The organism is Paenarthrobacter sp. E2MeOHC11 (assembly GCF_058744955.1).
The window spans coordinates 1746091-1761503 of the sequence record NZ_CP196673.1 but is presented as its reverse complement, the minus strand read 5'-3'; the positions used below and the strand labels follow the sequence as shown (position 1 = coordinate 1761503).

At 63.9% G+C, this 15413-nt stretch carries 11 protein-coding genes; 7 read left to right on the top strand and 4 right to left on the bottom strand.

The window, feature by feature from the left end; translation table 11 throughout:
* The first annotated feature begins 29 nt into the window (after window positions 1-29).
* Together ACSSVG_RS08060 and ACSSVG_RS08055 are read left to right on the top strand one after the other, a co-directional pair.
* Window positions 30-1418 (top strand): MFS transporter, encoded by a 1389-nt coding sequence (locus ACSSVG_RS08060; RefSeq protein WP_253465890.1) that lies wholly within the window; start codon window positions 30-32, stop codon window positions 1416-1418.
* A gap of 4 nt (window positions 1419-1422) precedes the next feature.
* Window positions 1423-2172, top strand: a complete 750-nt coding sequence (locus ACSSVG_RS08055; protein WP_091464813.1) for a 3-hydroxybutyrate dehydrogenase — start codon at window positions 1423-1425, stop codon at window positions 2170-2172.
* A 24-nt stretch (window positions 2173-2196) separates the two neighbouring features.
* Here ACSSVG_RS08055 and ACSSVG_RS08050 read toward each other — a convergent pair whose 3' ends face one another.
* The gene (locus ACSSVG_RS08050; RefSeq protein ID WP_231340580.1) at window positions 2197-2574 is read right to left on the bottom strand and encodes a winged helix-turn-helix transcriptional regulator; all 378 of its coding nucleotides are present in this window, start codon (window positions 2572-2574) and stop codon (window positions 2197-2199) included.
* Between the two features lie 106 nt (window positions 2575-2680).
* Here ACSSVG_RS08050 and ACSSVG_RS08045 point away from each other — a divergent pair, with 106 nt between their 5' ends.
* Complete coding sequence (locus ACSSVG_RS08045; protein WP_231340581.1) at window positions 2681-3544, top strand: SDR family oxidoreductase; 864 nt, start codon at window positions 2681-2683, stop codon at window positions 3542-3544.
* A gap of 80 nt (window positions 3545-3624) precedes the next feature.
* On the opposite strand, the gene ACSSVG_RS08040 is transcribed toward ACSSVG_RS08045, so the two are convergent.
* Window positions 3625-5061, bottom strand: a complete 1437-nt coding sequence (locus tag ACSSVG_RS08040; protein ID WP_492418294.1) for an amino acid permease — start codon at window positions 5059-5061, stop codon at window positions 3625-3627.
* A 265-nt stretch (window positions 5062-5326) separates the two neighbouring features.
* On the opposite strand from ACSSVG_RS08040, the gene ACSSVG_RS08035 reads away from it, so the two are divergent.
* From ACSSVG_RS08035 to ACSSVG_RS08020, 4 genes are all read left to right on the top strand, one after another.
* Complete coding sequence (locus tag ACSSVG_RS08035) at window positions 5327-6133, top strand: IclR family transcriptional regulator (protein ID WP_231340583.1); 807 nt, start codon at window positions 5327-5329, stop codon at window positions 6131-6133.
* 129 nt (window positions 6134-6262) lie between these two features.
* On the top strand, window positions 6263-7990 hold the full coding sequence (hutU, locus tag ACSSVG_RS08030; protein ID WP_492418292.1) for a urocanate hydratase: 1728 nt from the start codon (window positions 6263-6265) through the stop codon (window positions 7988-7990).
* A gap of 8 nt (window positions 7991-7998) precedes the next feature.
* Window positions 7999-9591, top strand: a complete 1593-nt coding sequence (gene hutH / locus ACSSVG_RS08025) for a histidine ammonia-lyase (protein ID WP_492418290.1) — start codon at window positions 7999-8001, stop codon at window positions 9589-9591.
* A gap of 199 nt (window positions 9592-9790) precedes the next feature.
* Window positions 9791-10039, top strand: coding sequence for a hypothetical protein (locus tag ACSSVG_RS08020; RefSeq protein WP_159709121.1), 249 nt, complete (start codon window positions 9791-9793; stop codon window positions 10037-10039).
* 135 nt (window positions 10040-10174) lie between these two features.
* Here the strand turns inward: ACSSVG_RS08020 and ACSSVG_RS08015 are convergent, their stop codons facing one another.
* Window positions 10175-10396: a hypothetical protein gene (locus tag ACSSVG_RS08015; RefSeq protein ID WP_090823628.1), complete on the bottom strand. Its 222-nt coding sequence runs from the start codon at window positions 10394-10396 to the stop codon at window positions 10175-10177.
* A 102-nt stretch (window positions 10397-10498) separates the two neighbouring features.
* Window positions 10499-15397: an NAD-glutamate dehydrogenase gene (locus ACSSVG_RS08010; RefSeq protein ID WP_492418287.1), complete on the bottom strand. Its 4899-nt coding sequence runs from the start codon at window positions 15395-15397 to the stop codon at window positions 10499-10501.
* Window positions 15398-15413: the final 16 nt, after the last annotated feature.

Here is a 15413-nt window from a genome sequence, read left to right as displayed (position 1 = left end):
GGGTCAAAGAGGACACTGAGGAGATGGATATGAGCGTAGAGCAGCGCTCCGCATCAAGAGCCGGGAAAGACGCCGGCAAGGGCTCCGGCCTGAAGAAGATCGTCGCGGCGTCGATGGTGGGCACCGTGGTGGAGTGGTACGAGTTCTTCCTGTACGCCACCGCCGCCACCCTGGTATTCGGCAAGTACTTCTTCCCCAGCACGGGCAACGAGCTCGATGGCATCATCCAGGCGTTCATCACCTACGCGGTGGGTTTCGTAGCCCGGCCACTCGGCGGAATCGTGTTCGGCCAGATCGGTGACAAACTCGGCCGCAAGCCTACCCTGCAGCTGACCATCGTGATCGTGGGTGTCTCCACCTTCCTGATGGGCTGCCTCCCGGGCTTCATGGAAATCGGGTACTGGGCACCGGCCATGCTGGTGGCTCTCCGCTTCATCCAGGGCTTCGCGCTCGGCGGGGAATGGGGCGGCGCAGTTCTGCTCGTGGCGGAGCACAGCCCCAACAAGTCCCGCGGCTTCTGGTCCTCATGGCCGCAGGCTGCCGTGCCGGTGGGCAACCTCCTGGCCACCCTGGTCCTGTTCGTCATGTCCACCACGCTCAGCAGCGAGGCCTTCCTCGGCTGGGGCTGGCGCGTCGCGTTCTGGCTGTCTGCCGTGATCGTGTTCGTTGGCTACTACATCCGTACCCACGTCACCGAAGCCCCGATCTTCCTTGAGGCCAAGGCACAGGTGGAGGAGTCCAAGGCCATCAGCTACGGCGTGGGCGAGGTCATCCGCAAGTACCCCAAGGGAATCCTCCAGGCCATGGGCCTGCGCTTCGCGGAGAACATCATGTACTACCTGGTGGTGAGCTTCGCGATCGTCTACCTCAAGAGCGTCCACAAGTACGACACGTCCTCGCTCCTGATGGCACTGCTGATCGCCCACGTCATCCACTTCCTGGTCATTCCCCAGGTGGGACGACTGGTGGATTCATGGGGACGCAAGCCCGTGTACCTGGTTGGCGCGATCGCCGGTGCAACCTGGCCGTTCTTCGCCTTCCCCATGTTCGACACCAGGAACGCTGTGGTGATCGTGCTCGCCGTGACCATCGGCCTCTGCCTGCATGCCTTCATGTACGCCGGGCAGCCGGCCATCATGTCCGAGCTCTTCCCCACCCGCATGCGCTACTCCGGCGTTTCCCTCGGCTCGCAGGTCACGTCGATCTTCGCCGGCTCACTCGCGCCGCTCCTGGCGACCCAGTGGCTCAAGGACACAGGCTCGTGGGTTCCCACCGCGATCTATCTTGTGGTCGCGTGCGCCATCACCGTCGTCGCCGTCGTTTCGCTCAAGGAAACCAAGGGCATCGCGCTCCAAGAGGTGGACGAGGCCGACGCGATCCGGCACGGGCTGGTTACTTCATCCGCTTCGAAAGGCTAGACCCATGGACAACTCCCTGAACGGACGCAAAGCCCTGGTGACCGGTGGCGCGAGCGGAATCGGGGCCGCCTGTGCCCGGGCCCTCGCCGCCCGCGGGGCGAAGGTAGTAGTGGCCGACGTCGATGCCTCCGGAGCCGCGGCCTTGGCCGACGAGCTGGGCGGCACCGCCTGGACGGTTGATCTGCTGGACGTGGACGCCCTGGCCGCACTGAGCCTCGACTGCGACATCCTGGTCAACAACGCCGGCATCCAGAAGGTCGCGCCGATCGAGGAGTTTGAACCCGCGGAGTTCCGGCGGATCCTGGCCCTGATGCTGGAGGCTCCGTTCCTCCTCATCAGGGCCGCGCTCCCGCACATGTATGCCAACGGGTTCGGCCGGATCATCAATATCTCATCGGTCCACGGCCTCCGGGCCTCCGCCTACAAGAGCGCGTACGTCTCCGCCAAGCACGGCCTTGAGGGACTCAGCAAGGTCACTGCCTTGGAGGGTGGCGAGCACGGCGTCACGTCCAACTGCATCAACCCGGGCTACGTACGCACGCCGTTGGTGGAGAAGCAGATCGCCGACCAGGCCCGGCTCCACGGCATCCCCGAAGCCGAAGTCCTGGCCAAAGTGATGCTGACGGAGTCCGCGGTCAAGCGCCTGGTGGAGGTGGAGGAAGTTGCGTCGCTGGCAGCCTGGATGGCCTCCGACGACGCCGGCATGGTCACCGGCGCGAGCTACACCATGGACGGTGGTTGGTCGGCCCGGTAGGCCCGGTTGGCGGGGGAATCCGGGCTAACTTTGGCCGCCGATGATTTCTTCGGCATTATCGAAGGCCCAGGTCACCAGGGGGATCAGCAGTGCCGTGAGCTCGCGGCCGCGTTCAGTCAGGCTGTAGTCCACGCGCGGCGGGATGACGGGTCGTGCGTCGCGGCGTACCAGTCCGTCCCGTTCGAGCGTTTTCAGGGTTTGGGCCAGCATTTTCTCGCTGATGCCCTCAGCCCGTCGGCGCAGTTCGCTCCATCGCTGATCTCCTTCGGACAGCGACAGCAGGATCAGCACGCCCCATTTGCTGGTGATGTGGTCCAGTACCGTCCTGCTCGGGCAGCCGGCTGGGAAGACACCGTCCGCGACGCCGGCAGGGAGGGGAGCCAAGAGGGTACTTACTTTCATGTCAGTACCTTACCTTTAAGTGCGTACTCTCTTTCGGGAAGTTATCCATGAAAGCACTGGTTGTGATCGGTGACCGACCCAATAACTTCCTTGAAAGGAACCAGTCATGAGCATCGTCATTACCGGAGCAACAGGCCAGCTGGGCCGCCACGTCATAGAGGCCCTGCTCGAGCGCAATGTCCCCGCTGACAGCATTGTTGCCACCGGCCGCTCCATCGAAAAGCTGTCCGGCTTTGTTGCCCGCGGCGTTCGCGCGGCTGCAATGGACTACGACGACGCTGCTTCGGTGGCCCAAGCGCTTAAGGGTGCCACCAAGGTCCTTCTCATTTCGGGAAGCGCCGTCGGTCAGCGGGTAGAGCAGCACCGCACGGTCATCGAGGCAGCAAAGGCCGAGGGCGTGGAGCTTCTGGCCTACACCAGCATTGCCAACGCAGACACCACACGCATGAAGCTGGCCGCAGAGCACCAGGCCACGGAATCCATCCTCAAAGAATCCGGCGTTCCCTTCGCCCTCCTTCGCAACAGCTGGTACATCGAGAACTACACCGATCAGCTGCCGGGAACGCTTGCGCAGGGAGCGCTTGCTGGCAGCGCCGGAAACGGCAAGGTCAGCGGCGCTTCCCGCGCAGACTATGCACAAGCTGCAGCCGCGGTTCTGGTCGCGGAGCACCAGGCCGGCAAGATCTACGAACTGGGTGGGGACGAGGCCTTTACCTTGGACGAGCTGGCCGCCGAAATCAGCGCTGCATCAGGGAAGTCCATCGAATACCGAGACCTCCCGGCAGACCAGTACGCCGATCTCTTGACGGGCGCAGGGGTACCGGAAGGCTTCGCGCAGATCCTGGCCGATACCGATCTGGGCATTGGCCGCGGCGAACTGTTGGTCACCACCGGTGATCTCCGGAAACTGATCGGGCGCCCGGCAACTCCCTTGTCCGACGCCGTGCGCTCCGCAGCTGCTGCAATCTGAGCCGAACCCCCCGCGAGACTACAGTTAATGCCAATGTTCCGCGCGAACATTGGCATTAACTGTAGTTTCGGCGCAGGGAATCAGGCGGTTTCGTCCACCAGCTCTGCCCGGCGCAGCCCTCCACCGCGGACCCACAGTTTGTAGGCTACGAACAGCAGGACCAGCCACGTGCCACCTACATACAGGGCTACCCGGGTGTCCTCGAAGACGCCGAGGATCACGATCACCATGGCCATGAACGCCATGGTCAGGATGGACGCGGCAGGCCACAGCGGCGAACCGAATTCCGACGCCGGCAGGCCCTTGCGCTTGATCTCCCGCTTCATGGCGACGTGCGAAGCGAGGATCATCACCCAGACCCATACGGTGGCGAACGTGGCGATCGATGCAATCAGCACGAACACGTCCTCTGGAATGACGGCATTCAGGACGACGCCCACCAGCAGGATTCCGCCCATCATCACCACGGTCATCCACGGAACACCATGGCGGGAGATCTTGCTGAAGCTCTTGGGTGCGTGGCCCTGCTGGGCCAGCCCAAACAGGATGCGGCCGGCGCCGAAAATGTCGCTGTTGATCGCCGAGAGAGCAGCCGTGATGACCACGGCATTGAGGATATGCGGAGCGGCAGGGATGCCCAGTCCGTCAAAGATCTGCACGAACGGGCTTCCACTGCTGCCGATTTCATTCCACGGGAAGATGCTCATCAGCACGCCCAAGGTCAGGACATAGAAGAGCAGAACGCGGACCGGAACAGTGTTGACTGCCTGCGGGATGACCTTCTTGGGATTGGCCGCTTCGCCGGCGGTGATACCGATCGTTTCGATCCCGCCGAAGGCAAACATCACGACGGCGAACGCGGCCAGTAGCCCCTCGAAACCGTTCGGGAACAAACCGCCATGGTTCACGAGGTTCCCCAGCCCCGGTGCCACGCCACCGCCGTCGCCCGTTTGGAAGCCGAACACGACGATCGCTGCGCCTCCGACGATCATGGCGACAATCGCCACCACCTTGATGAGCGAGAACCAGAACTCGAGCTCACCGAACACCTTCACGCTGAGCAGGTTCATGGCGCCCAGGAACAGGATGATCGCGAGCACCCAGATCCATCTGTCCACCTGAGGGAACCAGAAGCCCATGTAGATACTGAAGGCCGTGACGTCGGCAATGGCTACGATCGCCATCTCGAACACGTAGGTCCACCCGGTCACAAAGCCTGCGAACGGTCCCAGATACTTGCTGGCGTACTGGCCGAACGAGCCCGACACGGGGTGTCGAACTGCCATTTCGCCGAGGGCGCGCATCACCATGAACACGGCCGCGCCGCCGATGATGTAGGCGAGCAGGACGGCCGGTCCGGCCTTTTGGATGGCGGAGGCGGAGCCGTAGAAGAGGCCCGTGCCGATCGCGGATCCGAGTGCCATAAAGCGGATGTGGCGGACGTTGAGGCCTCGGCTGAGCGCCGTACCCGCGGCTTGGAGCACAGAGCTCTCCGCAGCCAGCTTGGTCTGTTGCATAGTAAAACCTTCTCGTCTTTGGGAGGGGATCGCTATCCAGCAGATCACTTTTGGGCCGCTTGTGATCGGACTCACGGGGGTTTGGTGTCTTTGATCGCAGACACTTTGCGGAAGGCTTGGGTGGTGGGAACAGCAATGTCTGGCATTTCAGACATTACCCCGGCGTGGTGGGCTGGTGCCTGCCCTGCCAAGGGTGCACGCTGGAGTACGGGATACCGGACATGCGCTGTTCGACGAGATACCGACCCCCCAGCAGTGAGGAACCATGACAACGTCGCCAATGGCACCAGGCAAGGCCACCTCCAAAGTCCCTGCCGCCGAAAACACGCTGCGGATCCTGAAACTGTTGGCCTCGCGCCGTGGTCCCATGGCGGCGTCGAATATTGCCACCGCGCTGGGTCTCCCGCGCTCCAGCGTTTATCACCTGTTGGGTGTGATGGAGGCCAATGGCTTCGTCCTGCACCTGCATGAGGAACAGCGTTATGGTCTGGGCATCAGCGCCTTCGAACTCAGCTCGGCCTACTCACGCCAGGAACCACTGTCGCGTCTTGGCCGGCCCATGCTTGCCTCGCTGGTGGACGTGATCGGCGAGAGCGCCCACCTCGCCGTGCTCCATGGCCGCGACGTTCTCTACATCGTGGAGGAACGCGCCAAGAACCGCCCGAGCCTGGTGACCGACGTCGGGGTCCGCCTGCCCAGTCACCTCACGGCCTCGGGCCGCGCGATTCTGGCCGCCCTGCCAAAGTCGCAGGTCCGTGCCCTTTACCCCAACGCCGCAGCCTTTACCTCACGGCACGAGGTGGAGTTCCCCATCATGAAGTACTCCGCATTGTCCTCGCATTTGGACCAGGTGCGCCAGCGTGGCTACGCCACGGAAAACGGCGAAATTACGCCGGGGTTCTGCTCCATCGCGGCCGCAGTGACGGACCACGTCGGATGGCCGACGGCGGCAGTCGCCGTCACGTTCTTGGAGGACAAGGTGCCGGCTGAGCAATGGCCGGTCCTGGCTGCCCGCATCCGCAAAGCGGCCGACGAGTTGTCGGTCCGGATCCACGGGCGCCCTGCCCAGTAGGAAACGCCGGGCGCGTCTGTAATCCCGGACAGCACCCTTCCAAAAGCCGTTCCGGCCGCGGGATAAAGGGGCTTTAGTAGAAGCAGAAGATCTTTCCACCACACACTTCCCACAGACGAAGGAGTCACCATGGCACCCGCCGATTTCACCACTGGTGCCCGTCCGGTCAAGGCCGCCCGGGGTACTGAACTTACTGCCAAGTCGTGGCAGACCGAGGCGCCGTTGCGCATGCTGATGAACAACCTGGATCCCGAGGTCGCTGAGCGCCCGGATGATCTGGTGGTGTACGGAGGCACGGGCCGTGCTGTGCGTTCCTGGGCTGCGTTTGATGCGATTACCCGCACGCTGGAGACCATGGAGAAGGACGAGACGCTGCTGGTCCAGTCGGGGAAGCCGGTGGGTGTGTTCCGCACCCACGAGTGGGCGCCCCGTGTTCTCCTCGCCAACTCCAACCTGGTGGGGGACTGGGCCACGTGGCCTGAGTTCCGCCGGCTCGAGGCTGAGGGTTTGATGATGTACGGCCAGATGACGGCTGGTTCTTGGATCTATATCGGCACCCAGGGCATCCTGCAGGGCACCTACGAAACCTTTGCCGCCGTCGGAAACAAGTTGGCTGCTGAGGGACGCCACCCGGCACCCGCCGCGCAGGGTTCCACCGAGGGGCCGCTGGCCGGGACGCTGACGTTGACGGGTGGTTGTGGTGGCATGGGCGGGGCCCAGCCGCTGGCCGTGACCCTGAACGACGGTGCCTGCTTGATCGTGGACGTGGATGAGACCCGTCTCCGCCGCCGCGCCGGCAAGCGCTACCTGGACGAGGTCGAAACGGACCTGGATGCTGCGATCGCGAAGGTCCAGAAGGCCAAGGACGAGCGCCGTGGCTGGTCCGTCGGTTACGTGGGTAACGCCGCGGAGGTGTTCCCGGAACTGCTGCGCCGCCACAAGGCCGGCGAGGTCACTTTTGATGTGGTTACCGACCAGACCAGTGCGCATGACCCCCTGTCCTACCTGCCCGAAGGCATCACCGTCAACGAGTGGCACACCGAAGCCGAGGCGGATCCGGAAGGGTTCACCAAGAAGGCCCAGGCTTCGATGGCCCGCCACGTCCAGGCGATGGTGGAGTTCCAGGACGCCGGCTCTGAGGTGTTCGATTACGGCAACTCCATCCGTGATGAGGCCCGTAAGGGCGGGTACGTCCGGGCGTTCGAGTTCCCCGGTTTCGTTCCGGCGTACATCCGTCCGTTGTTCTGCGAGGGCCTTGGCCCGTTCCGTTGGGTTGCCCTGTCTGGTGATCCGGAAGACATCGCCGTGACGGATGCAGCGATCAAGGAACTGTTCCCGGAGAACAAGCACCTGCATAAGTGGCTCGACGCCGCGGCGGACCGGGTGGAGTTCGAGGGCCTGCCGGCGCGTATTTGCTGGCTCGGTTATGGCGAACGCGCCAAGGCCGGCCTGCTGTTCAACCAGCTCGTGAAGGAGGGCAAGGTCAAGGCCCCGATCGTGATCGGCCGTGACCACCTGGATTCGGGTTCCGTGGCGTCCCCGTACCGGGAGACCGAGTCCATGGCCGACGGGTCCGACGCGATTGCTGACTGGCCGTTGCTGAACGCCCTGATCAACACCTCCTCGGGCGCCACCTGGGTGTCCATCCATCACGGCGGCGGTGTCGGCATTGGCCGGTCCCTGCACGCCGGGCAGGTTTCCGTCGCTGACGGCACCGATTTGGCCGCGGAGAAGCTCGAACGGCTCCTGACCAACGACCCCGGCATGGGCGTCATCCGCCACGTCGACGCCGGCTATGACCGCGCCGTCGACGTCGCCAACGAACGCGGCGTCCGCATCCCCATGAACGAGAAGTAGGCAACACCATGACTGTTACCTCCAGCGAACAGCTCACCGTTACCCTCGGCTCAAGCGGCGTGACCCCGGAAGACGTCGTCGCCGTCGCCCGCCACGACGCCAAGGTGACCATCTCCCAGGACGCCCTGGACAACGTTGCCAAGGTCCGTGCGCACATTGATGATCTGGCTACCAGCGATGTCCCCGCCTACGGCATTTCCACGGGCTTCGGTGCGCTGGCCAACCGCCACATCCCCAACGACCTCCGCACCCAACTGCAGAAGTCGCTGATCCGCAGCCACGCCGCAGGAATGGGCCCGGCTGTAGAACGCGAAGTGGTCCGCGGCATCATGTTCCTCCGCGCCAAGACCCTGGCATCGGGCCGCACCGGCGTCCGCCCCGTGGTTCTTCAGACCATGGTGGACGTCCTCAACGCAGGCATCACCCCGCTGGTCCGCGAGTTCGGTTCGCTGGGTTGCTCCGGCGACCTCGCCCCGCTGTCCCACTGTGCGCTGGTCCTCATGGGCGAAGGCGAAGCAATGGGTCCCGACGGCGAACTGTACGGAACCGCAGGCAAGCCGCCTGTCGCTGAGCTTCTTGCGCTGCACGGCATCGAGCCGGTCACCCTTGCCGAGAAGGAGGGCCTGGCCCTCGTCAACGGCACCGAAGGCATGCTTGGCATGCTGCTGATGGCCATCGCCGATATCCGCTTGCTCCTTGCGACGGCGGATGTCACCGCCGCGCTCAGCGTCGAGGCGCTGCTCGGCACGGACCAGGTGTTCCTCCCGGAGCTCCACGCCGCACTCAGGCCGCACCCCGGCCAGGCCGCCAGCGCGGATAACATGCTGCGGGTGCTGTCCAACTCGCCGATCGTCGCATCCCACCGGATCAACGACACCAAGGTCCAGGACGCCTACTCGCTGCGCTGCGCTCCGCAGGTTGCCGGCGCTGTCCGTGACACCGTGGACCACGCCGCGCTGGTGGCGTCCCGCGAGCTCGCCGCAGCGATCGACAACCCGGTGGTTCTCCCGGACGGCCGCGTTACGTCCAACGGCAACTTCCACGGCGCTCCCGTGGCCTACGTCCTGGACTTCCTGGCCATCGCCGTGGCGGACCTGAGCTCCATCGCCGAACGACGCACGGACCGTATGCTCGATCCCGCCCGCTCGCACGGACTGCCGGCCTTCCTCGCTGGAGACCCCGGCGTTGACTCCGGCCTGATGATCGCCCAGTACACGCAGGCCGGCCTGGTCTCGGATAACAAGCGCCTGGCCGTTCCGGCGTCGGTGGACTCGATCCCGAGCTCCGCCATGCAGGAAGACCACGTGTCCATGGGCTGGCACGCTGCCCGGAAGCTGCGCAAGGCCGTGGAGAACCTCCGCCGCGTGCTCGCCGTCGAGCTTGTCACCAGTGCCCGCGCCATTGACATGCGGACGCAAATGTCCGACGGCGAACTCACCCCGGGTCCCGCCGGTACGGCTGTGCTTGAGGTGCTTCGTGAAGTGGTCCAGGGTCCCGGTACCGACAGGTTCCTGTCGCCGGAACTGGAAGCGGCTGACCGTTTGGTCGGCTCCGGAGCGGTCCGTGCGGCCGCCGAATCCGCCGTCGGCATATTGGCCTGACGTCGAATAAAACGCTCATTTGATGGGCATATTTGTCACGCCCCGGTCTTTGTTCGCAACGCAATCACCGGGGCGTGGCAAATGTAGTAGAACTTATGGTGTACGTCACGTCCACGCCAATGATGTCGTGGGCTTGACGGTCAACCGTTCGAAAAACTCAATACACAACAGAGAACATCCACAAAGGGGTAGAAGTTCAATGAAGGCACGCGGAGCAGTCCTGTCCAGGCGAAACGCTCACTCGGCTACGGTTTCCGACTGGAAGACGCTGAACGTTGGCGAGGCGGTGGAAGTGGTCAAATACGCCCACGTGATCGCCACCGGCCGGGTCGAGGAAATTTCCAGCAGCGGGAATGTGGTGTGGCTTGAGCACTCGGGCCCCGGCGTCACCGAAGAGGGCAAGGAACTGTTCATGAAGTCCGACGGCGTCACTCTCCGCCGGGCGTAGGTACCCAATTGCGACCTGCTTGGGTGGGATAGTTGTTAAACAGAAACCGGGGCTCGTTCCCTTCCGCGGGTAGTAGATGCGGAAGGGGACGGGCCCCGGTTTTTGGCGTCGCTGCCAGAAAATACGTTGGGGGTATCAGGCGGCGAGGACTTCGTGGGTCTGACCGAAGGGAACGGATTCGTCCAGGGCCACGGTGTAGGTGCCGGGCTCGTGGCGCGTCACCAGAATTCCACAGGCAGCGTCTGCTGCTGCGTTTTCGATCAGGGCATCCACTGCGCGGTCGAGTCCGTCGTGGATCTCGTCTGCCTTCGAGAAGGACAGGCGAATTTCGCGTTCTGCAGTCATTGCAGGGGTCATTGGGGGCCTCCTATTACGTGCCGCATGCGAGGGCGACCCATCAATCATAATCGCTGAGACCCGAAAATATGTAAGATGACTGGCAGGTGAGTGACCTGGGTCTCATCTGCGAACCATGGCGCGGAGCAGTTTTACTGCCACTGAAAGAGCCGCGATGTCCACCGGACCTGGCTTGATGGCTTCCTGGATGGTCTCCTGGATGCGCGCCAATTGTTCGATGTTTCCGTGCTCCCAATCCATGATCCGTTCCACGGGATCAGCAGCCACGGTGGACCGCGGAGTATGCCGGACCACCGCCTTGGTCATGTCGGCCAGGACCAGATACATGTCGTCCCTCAGCGCTGCCCTCGCCAACGACTCCCAGTGCGTGTCGCGCGGAAGCATGGTGATGTGTTCCAGCAAGGGGATTGCGGAGATCCGCTCAAAAACGGCGAAGTACACCTCCGCCACACCCTCTGCCGGCTCCTGCAGTTCCTCGGCGATGGCGGAAATGTCCAGCAGTCCGTAGCTGACCAGGAGCTCTGAAGCGCGGATCCCCAAAGAGTGCGGCAGGCCGACGGCGTCAGTGTGGGCGAGGCGCTTCAAGGAGTGCGCCAGATTGATGCCATGCAGCAACCCGGTGAAATTGGCGCGCATCAAGGACATCGGTTGTTCAAGCCGGGCCAGGGCATCGGAGATCGGCTTGTCACGGAAATCGTGGGTCACGTACCAGCGCACGGACCGGTCCAACAGGCGCCGCATGTCCAGGGCCACGGCTGCGCCATGCTCGCTGGGTGTGCTGGCCGGCAGTCGGGCGATGGCCTGCGTTACCGAGTCCAGATCCCAGACGTTCCGCATCACCACGAACGCGCGTGCTACGGCCGCGGCTGACACGGTGGTCTCTTCCATGGCCCGGAAGGCGAACGCAATGCCACCCATATTGATCATGTCGTTGGCCACCACAGTGGCTACGATCTCCCGGCGCAGCGGGTGGGTGGACAGATGTTCGCCGAACCGCTCCGAGACTTGTTGGGGGAAATAGTGGTGGAGCGTCTGCGAGAACCACGGATCGTCGGCAAGGCCTCCCTCCGTGAGTTCCCGGGCCAGCTCGATTTTGGCGTAAGCGGCCAGCACTGCGAGCTCGGGGGTTGTCAGCCCCTTGCCCGTCAGGACGCGGGCCTGGAGTTCCTCGTTGCCGGGGAGGAACTCCAGGTCCCGGTCCAGGTCGGTGACTGACTCAAGCCAGTCCATGGTCCTTTCGAAGCTGGGGCTCCACTCGACGGCCAACTGCTTGTCATTGAGCAACAGGACGTTCTGGTGGTCATTGGTTTTCAGCACCAGCTTCCCCACTTCACCTTGGAGTGAGTGCAGGAATACGGTCCGTTCGGCCGCAGGCATCCTGCCGGCCGCGATCATACGGTCCAGGAAGACCTTGATGTTCACCTCATGGTCGGAACAATCCACCCCTGCCGAATTGTCGATCGCATCGGTGTTCACCAGGATGCCCGCCAGCGCAGCCTGGATCCGGCCGCGCTGGGTGACGCCGAGGTTGCCGCCTTCAGCGATGATGTGGGTGCGGAGCTGGTCGCCATCGACGCGGATGGCATCGTTCGCTTTATCCCCGACGTCGGCATGGGACTCCGTGGACGACTTCACGTAGGTTCCAATTCCGCCGTTGTACAGCAGGTCCACCGGCGCCATGAGGATCGCCTTGAGGAGCTCCGGTGGACTCATGACCTGCTGGCCGTTGGGTTCGGAGCCCGCTTCCAGCCCGGCACCCTCTTCCAAACCCAGGGCGAGCCGGACCTCCTCGGTAATCACTATTGACTTCGCCGTCCTCGCGAAGACACCGCCACCCGGGCTCAACCTTCCCGGGTTGTAGTCCGCCCAGGATGACCGGGGGACCTTGAACAGGCGTTCCCGCTCGGCATAGGACTCCAGCGGATCCGGTGTGGGGTCCAGGAAGATATGCCGATGATCGAACGCAGCTACCAACTTGATGTGCTTGGAGAGAAGCATGCCATTGCCGAAGACATCACCGCTCATGTCCCCGATGCCCACCACGGTGAAATCCTCCGCGGTTGAATCGATCATGAGTTCACTGAAATGGTGGCGCACCGATTCCCATGCGCCGCGGGCCGTGATGCCCATCTGCTTGTGGTCGTAACCCACTGAGCCGCCGGAAGCGAAGGCGTCCCCCAGCCAGAAGCCGTACTCCTCCGCCACAGCGTTGGCGATGTCTGAGAAGGCGGCAGTTCCCTTATCCGCCGCGACCACCAGATAGTAGTCGTCGCCATCGTGGCGTACCACCCGGGGCGGGGTCGCCACCCGGCTGTTGCTGCCGCCGTCGGGATCCGGCATGAGGTTGTCCGTGACGTCCAGCAGCCCACGAATAAAAGTCCGGTAGCTTTCCTGGCCCTCCGCGAGCCAAGCAGCGCGATCCTCCGCCGGGTCCGGTAGTAGTTTGGGGAAGAAACCACCTTTGGCGCCGGTGGGAACAATCACGGCGTTCTTGACAGTTTGTGCCTTCACCAGCCCAAGGATTTCCGTCCGGAAGTCCTCGCGCCGGTCCGACCACCGGAGTCCTCCGCGGGCCAACGGTCCGAAGCGCAGGTGGACCCCCTCAACGCGGGGTGAGTAGACCCAGATTTCGAATTTAGGACGTGGCGCCGGTGCGGCCGGAATGCCGGACGGATTGAGTTTGAAGCTGATGTACGGCTTGTCCAAGTAGAAATTGGTGCGCAGGGTGGCGTCCACCAGGCTTGCGAGCGTCCGGAGGAGTCGGTCGGCGTCCAGGACCGGGATGGCGTCAATAGCCTCGCCAAGTCTGGCACGGGCTGCGTGGATGGCCTGCGTACGATGGCTCAGTTCGCTGCTGCCTTCCTCAAAAACATCGCCGTCAGGCCGGTGTGCGTGGCTGTTGAGTTCGGGATCAAACAGGTCCGGCGCGTAGCTGTCCGGATTGAACTTCGCCTCGAAGAGTTCCAGGAGCGCATGTGTTGCCTCCGTGTTCGCCCGGAGTGTGTCCGCGATGAAGCCGAAAGAGTTGGTGCTCCCCAATTGCCGCAAGTACTTGGCGTAGGCGCGGAGGATAGCCACCCGCCGCCAACCGATGCCTTCGCGGATGACCAAGGCATCGAAGGCGTCCGACTCCGCAGCGCCGCGCATGGCGGCGCAGAACGCGCCGCCCAGCAGTTCGCCCGTGGTCAACGGGTCCACCCCGCGCGGGTACTTCAGCCCGAGGTCGTACAGAAAGAACTGTCGGCCATCTCCACGCTGGACGTCGAACGGACGCTGGTCCAGTACCTTCAAGCCAAGGTTGTGGAAGAACGGAAGGATCTGGGTGAGGCTCTGGGGGCGGGTCAAATACAGCCTGATCCTGGCATCTTCGATGAGAACAGCAGTTCCGGGTCGTTTGTAGACGGTCAGCAGCGGGTCTGGTTCCTCGCTTTGGCCTGGCGGAAAGCTCTCGAACTTCGAGATGTCCTCCACCGCGTCCTCTACTTCGAAATCGGCTTTGTAACTGGCAGGGAAGGCCGCGGCCCATTCGCGGGAAAGCCGCCCGGCCTCCTCCAACGGGTAGCGCGCCTGCAGCGCTTCGGCCAGGCCTTGGGCCCAGGTCCTGGTGGCGGCGATGATCCGCGGCTCCAGTACCGAGGCATCTACGACGCCGGGAGTCCCCTGACGCGTCGACGCCGCCTGCGGTAACAGCACCCGGAAGAACACCCTGGCCATGGCGGATTCGCCCAAGCGGAGCTCAAACTCGATGGAGTCCGCACCGAATGCCTCGCGCAGTTCGCGTTCAATGTTGAGCCTGACTGCGGTGCTGTACCGACGGCGCGGGAGGAACACGAGCGCTGTCATGAACCGTCCATAGGAGTCCGGGCGCAGGAACAGCCGGGTGCTGTGGCGTTCCTGGAGTCGCAGGATTTCGCGGGCATGGGCGGCGAGCTGTTCGGCGTCGATGTGGAATAGCTCATCGCGGGGATAGCCCTCCATGACGGCCAGGAGTTCCTTGCCGTGATGCGAGCTGGGCGGGTAGCCAAACGCCCGCAGCACTTCCTTCACGGTGTCCCGGATGACAGGAATCTCCAAGGCCGATTGCGCCGTGGAATTGGGGGAGAAGAGACCAACAAAGGTCTGTCCGCCGTCCTTCCCCTCCGTGCCGGGCGAGGCCACCGTAATCTCGTCGAGGTAGGCGCGGCGCAGGACCGTGGAGCGCTGGGCGGACTTGGTGAGCGTGAGGATCCGGGGTTCTGCCCCCGGAGGATTCCTGTGCAGTTCCTCTGCGTCCCTCGGTTCCCGCAGCACGCCAAGCCCGCGGCGCCCGCGAAATCCGAGGAACACGAAGTTCCCATCGCCCAGCCATTGCAGCAGCTCACGGGCTTCCCTGGCTTCAGGATCCGAGCCTGCCCGCTCACCCAAGGCCCTGACCTCGCGGGCCAGTTCCGCATGGATTGCAGCATGGTCCTCAGCGGCGGTCCGGACATCGTGCAGGACCCTGTGCAACCGGCCAATGAGGAGTTCCGTCCCGGGCTCGTCCGGGAGCCTTGGAATCTCGATCGCCATCCACGCCTCGGCGAGTGGTCCGCCGTCGTACTCCTCTTGTTGGGCGGGCACCTGCGCACTGGTGCCGGCGGTGGAAGCTTCGACGCTGGCGGGGAGCCCGGTGCGGTGCGGTGCCCGCTGGATTTCGGTCAGGCGATGGGTGGCTGGATCGCGGGTGACGCTGAAGGTGGGATGGACGAGGAGTCGGATGGAGGCGGTATCCCGGGCGATCTCCGCAGTGACGGAGGGGAGGAGGTAGGGCATGTCATCTGCCACGACGGCCACCACGCTGGCGTCGGACTCATGCAGAACTCCGATGACGGCCTGCCCCGGTTCCCGCCGTTCGGCCAACGACCGGTGGTAGCGGGCGCGCTCCAGCAGCGTTTCCGGCGTGTAGTTGCGGGCGTCGTCCTCGGCCACGTGCTCGTAGTAGTCGGTCAGGAATCCGTCCGCCGGCTCGGTGCTGGAGGACATATTCTCATGATCGCTT

Bases quoted from the DNA above. Each gene is read 5' to 3' on its own strand.
- ACSSVG_RS08060 (WP_253465890.1), top strand. From the start codon at position 30: ATGAGCGTAGAGCAGCGCTCCGCATCAAGAGCCGGGAAAGACGCCGGC.
- ACSSVG_RS08055 (WP_091464813.1), top strand. From the start codon at position 1,423: ATGGACAACTCCCTGAACGGACGCAAAGCCCTGGTGACCGGTGGCGCG.
- ACSSVG_RS08050 (WP_231340580.1), bottom strand. From the start codon at position 2,574: ATGAAAGTAAGTACCCTCTTGGCTCCCCTCCCTGCCGGCGTCGCGGAC.
- ACSSVG_RS08045 (WP_231340581.1), top strand. From the start codon at position 2,681: ATGAGCATCGTCATTACCGGAGCAACAGGCCAGCTGGGCCGCCACGTC.
- ACSSVG_RS08040 (WP_492418294.1), bottom strand. From the start codon at position 5,061: ATGCAACAGACCAAGCTGGCTGCGGAGAGCTCTGTGCTCCAAGCCGCG.
- ACSSVG_RS08035 (WP_231340583.1), top strand. From the start codon at position 5,327: ATGACAACGTCGCCAATGGCACCAGGCAAGGCCACCTCCAAAGTCCCT.
- hutU (WP_492418292.1), top strand. From the start codon at position 6,263: ATGGCACCCGCCGATTTCACCACTGGTGCCCGTCCGGTCAAGGCCGCC.
- hutH (WP_492418290.1), top strand. From the start codon at position 7,999: ATGACTGTTACCTCCAGCGAACAGCTCACCGTTACCCTCGGCTCAAGC.
- ACSSVG_RS08020 (WP_159709121.1), top strand. From the start codon at position 9,791: ATGAAGGCACGCGGAGCAGTCCTGTCCAGGCGAAACGCTCACTCGGCT.
- ACSSVG_RS08015 (WP_090823628.1), bottom strand. From the start codon at position 10,396: ATGACCCCTGCAATGACTGCAGAACGCGAAATTCGCCTGTCCTTCTCG.
- ACSSVG_RS08010 (WP_492418287.1), bottom strand. From the start codon at position 15,397: ATGTCCTCCAGCACCGAGCCGGCGGACGGATTCCTGACCGACTACTAC.